At 69.8% G+C, this 3,862-nt stretch carries 2 protein-coding genes; both read left to right on the top strand.

All coding sequences use genetic code 11. The annotated features are described in order from the left end of the window. The first annotated feature begins 130 nt into the window (after positions 1-130). On the top strand, positions 131-1,894 hold the full coding sequence (locus VG276_22345) for an IS1182 family transposase (protein ID HEV8652058.1): 1,764 nt from the start codon (positions 131-133) through the stop codon (positions 1,892-1,894). A 124-nt stretch (positions 1,895-2,018) separates the two neighbouring features. Further along, entirely contained in the window at positions 2,019-3,092 is a 1,074-nt protein-coding gene (locus VG276_22350) for an integrase (protein ID HEV8652059.1), read from the top strand. The last annotated feature ends 770 nt before the right edge of the window (positions 3,093-3,862 follow it).

Here is a 3,862-nt window from a genome sequence, read left to right on the forward strand (position 1 = left end):
GATCCTGCTGGCTAATTCGACGACGCGCTGAGTTTCGTGTCGGCGCTGCTCCACCTGTTGATCTTCTGTGGGTCGATGATCGTGCAGCGGTCGCCGTTCCCCCGTTCCCGGCCGCAGGATGGAGTGTGTGATGTCGATGCAGCCGCGGCCGTGGCCGCAGATCCCGGAAGCAACCGTGCGGGCGGCGCGGGCCGCGGCCGCCAAGGGCCCCTACCCGCTGGCGATGCGGATCCGCGACGAGCTGGGCGAGCTGTTCGCCGATGCGGAGTTCGCCGAAGCGTTCGGGGTGCGGGGCAAGCCAGGCTGGTCGCCGGGACGGTTGGCGCTGGTCACGGTGCTGCAGATGGCCGAGGACCTGACCGACCGGGCGGCGGCGCACAGGGTGCGGTTCGGGATGGACTGGAAGTACGCGCTCGGGATGGAGCTGGACGATCCGGGGTTGGACGCCTCGGTGCTGTGCGAGTTCCGCACCCGAGTGATCCAGTACGGGTTGGAGGAGCGGGTGCTGGACCTGCTGCTGGCGGCCCTGAAGGAGAAGGGACTGGTGAAGGCAGGCGGGAAACAGCGCACCGATTCCACGCACGTGCTGGCGGCGGTTCGGGATCTGAACCGGCTGGAGCTGGCGGGTGAGTCGGTGCGGGCCTGTGTGGAGGCGCTGGCGGTCGCCGCACCGGGCTGGCTGGCCCACACCCTCGAGGTAGCCTCGTGGGGCAAGCGGTACACCGCGCGGGTGGACGCCTGGCGGTTGCCCACCTCCCAGGCCAAGCGCACCGAGCTGGCAGGGGTCTACGGCCAGGACGCCTTCGCGCTACTTGGGGCCGTGTACTCCGCGGCTGCGCCGGTCTGGCTGCGCGAGCTGCCCGCCGTCGAGGTGTTGCGGGTGGTGGTGCTGCAGAACTACACCCGAACGGTCACCAGGGACGGGCGGGAGGTGGTCAAGCGGCGGGAGGCAGACGAGGACGGTCTCCCGCCGGGCAGGTGTCGGGTGACCTCGCCGTATGACACCGACGCCCGCTGCGGCGGCAAGCGCGACACCTTCTGGAACGGCTACAAGGTGCACGTCAGCGAGACCTGCGATCCCCCCGAGGTCCCCGACGGTGCGGGCACGGCCGACGGCGCCGACGACCAGCAGGGGCAGTCCGCACTGGTTGGGCAAGCCACCGAGGTGCCCAACATCATCACAGGCGTTCAGACCACCGACGCCACCGTGCCCGACACCGCGATGACCGAACCGATCCACCGGCAGCTTGCCCGCCGCGGCCTGCTCCCGGCTGAGCACTACCTCGACTCCGGCTACCCCTCGGCGGAGTTGCTCGTCGGCTCGCTGGCCACCTTCGGCATCGCCTTGATCACCCCCGTGCTGCTGGACACCTCCGCCCAGGCCCGCGCCGGTGCCGGGTTCGACCGGGCCGCGTTTCACATCGACTGGGATGCTCAGCAGGTGACCTGCCCGCAACGACAGCGCAGCGCCTCCTGGAGCCCCTGCACCCAGCGCGGCACCGAGGCGATCGTGGTGAAGTTCCCCGGCGAGGTCTGCCAGGCCTGCCCGGTCCGCGACCGGTGCACCACCGCCGGCCGCGGCGGACGCCAGCTCACGTTGCGGCCCCGCGAGGTCCAGCAGGCCCTGGATGACGCCCGCGCCCAGCAAGACACCAAGAACTGGCAGGCCAAGTATGCCCTGCGCGCCGGGGTCGAAGGCACCATCCACCAGGCCGTCGCCGTCACCGACATGCGACACGCCCGCTATCGCGGCCGCAGGAAGGTTCACCTGGAACATGTGCTGTCAGCCGTGGCCCTCAACCTGATCCGCCTGGACCACTGGTGGAACGGCCACCCTATGGACCGGACACGCACCAGCCACCTCGCCCGCCTCGAACTGGCCCTGGCCGCATGACCCCGAATTAGCCAGCAGGATCTGAAGGGTGCGCAAACTCGGACGTAGCCTGTGAGCTGCCGGTTCGCGTCGACCACCGCTCGGTATGGTGGCGCTTCTGCCACCCACCGCAGAGGTCACTCTTGTGCTGTCGAAGCTTGCCTACCTGACGCTGTGCCGCTCCATCCAGCTGCTCGTGCTGCTCGTCCGCGGCCACGCCGCCAAGGACCTTGAGATCCTGGTGCTGCGCCACCAGCTCACGGTGCTGCGCCGCCAGACCCCACGACCCCGGCTGGAGCCCGCCGACCGGGCCCTGCTCGCCGCGGTCAGCCGCATGCTGCCCCGCTCCCGCTGGTCGTGCTTCCTCGTCACGCCCGAGACGCTGCTGGGCTGGCACCGGCGGCTGGTCGCTGGCGCGTGGACCTACCCGCACCGCCAGACCGGCCGGCCACCGCTGGACCAGGAGCTGCAACGCTTGATCGTCCGCCTGGCCAGGGAGAACCCGACCTGGGGCTACCAGCGCATCCAGGGCGAGCTGTTGCGCCTCGGCGCGAGGGTCTCGGCGACCGCGATCCGTGCGACGCTTCGCCGCCACGGGCTCGACCCGGCACCACGGCGGGCGACCACCTCGTGGCCAACGTTTCTGCGCCAGCAGGCCGCCGGGATCGTCGCCTGTGACTTCTTCACGGTGGATACGGTGTGGCTGCGGCGGTTGTATGTGCTGTTCTTCATCGAACTGGACACGCGACGTGTGCATCTGGGCGGCGTGACCGCCCGTAGGGTACGTAAATACGTTCATGCAGCTCACCGGTACTTTGGCGCAGACCGCCAAGCAGCTCGCGTCAGGCTCCCAGGCTTGTTGACCGCCCGGGATGAGGACGAGACGGGCATGGCGGAACGGGCGGGTTGGGTCCACGCCGCTGAGGTGCCTCCCAGCCCGCCGGGGCGTCCGGGGGCACGGCACCCACCGGCGGCACGCCATGGCGCCGGGGCTCGTGGGCCAGACCGTCAAACGGGCGGAGGCCGGCCAGCGGCATGGCAGCAACCAGGCCGACGCGGGGGCGCTGCTCGCAGGTTGTGGATATCTCCGGCATCGCAATCCCGGCTGGCGGCAGCGAATGCCGTGTGCGCTGCGGAGTTCCGCTGGCGGACCCCTGGTGCTGGCGGGAAGCGTCCTCGGCTGGCGTTGGCGTTCAACGAGCTGGCCGTGGCGATCTGATCCCGAGCGGGGAGGTATCGCTTCAGCCTGCCGCGGGCGGCCCAACGCAACACTGCCCGCCTGGAAACTGCCGTTGCGAGCCGCTCCGGGATCAGGGAGCAGGCTGTCCGGCACCGCGGGCGAGAGTACGATCCGATGTGCTCGCTCACTTTGGGGAGGTAGGGGATGACGGTCCGGTTCGCGTCGTTCAACGTGGAGAACCTGTTCGCGCGACCGCGAGCGTTCAACCAGGCAACATGGGCCGAAGGTCAGCCGATCCTCGAGGCGTTCGCCAACTTCAATTCGCTGATCGAGCTCACGGCATACAGCGCGGCGGACAAGGCACGCATGATCGAACTCTTGGTCCAGCTCGACGTGTACAGAGAGACCAACGGGATCGTGCGGCGGAATCGAACCCCCACCCCCTTCAAGAGCCAGGCCGGCGGTGGAGGGCCGAAACGAGCCCGTCAGGCTCTGGGGGTTCGCGGCATCGTGGATGGGCTTGTGGCTGCGGGCCAACGCCATATCGTCGTGATGGGCGATCTCAACGAGGGCCCCGCTGTCATGGGTCAGCCGGCGGCAAACCGTATTCGGGTTCTCGCGGCAGTCGTACTACGCCGCGGCGACCGCACTGGATTCCGGGGGCCTGCCGGCGCTGGTGCCGGCCAAGCCGGGACCACGGGGGGCGCACAAGCTCACCGACGAGGTGTGCGCCTTCTGCGAGCAGCAACTGGCCGCCGACCCCGCCCTGCGCCCAGCCGACCTGGTCGAGCCGATCCAGGCCGGATTCG

It is taken from the genome of Actinomycetes bacterium (assembly GCA_036000965.1).
Classification (GTDB): domain Bacteria; phylum Actinomycetota; class CALGFH01; order CALGFH01; family CALGFH01; genus DASYUT01.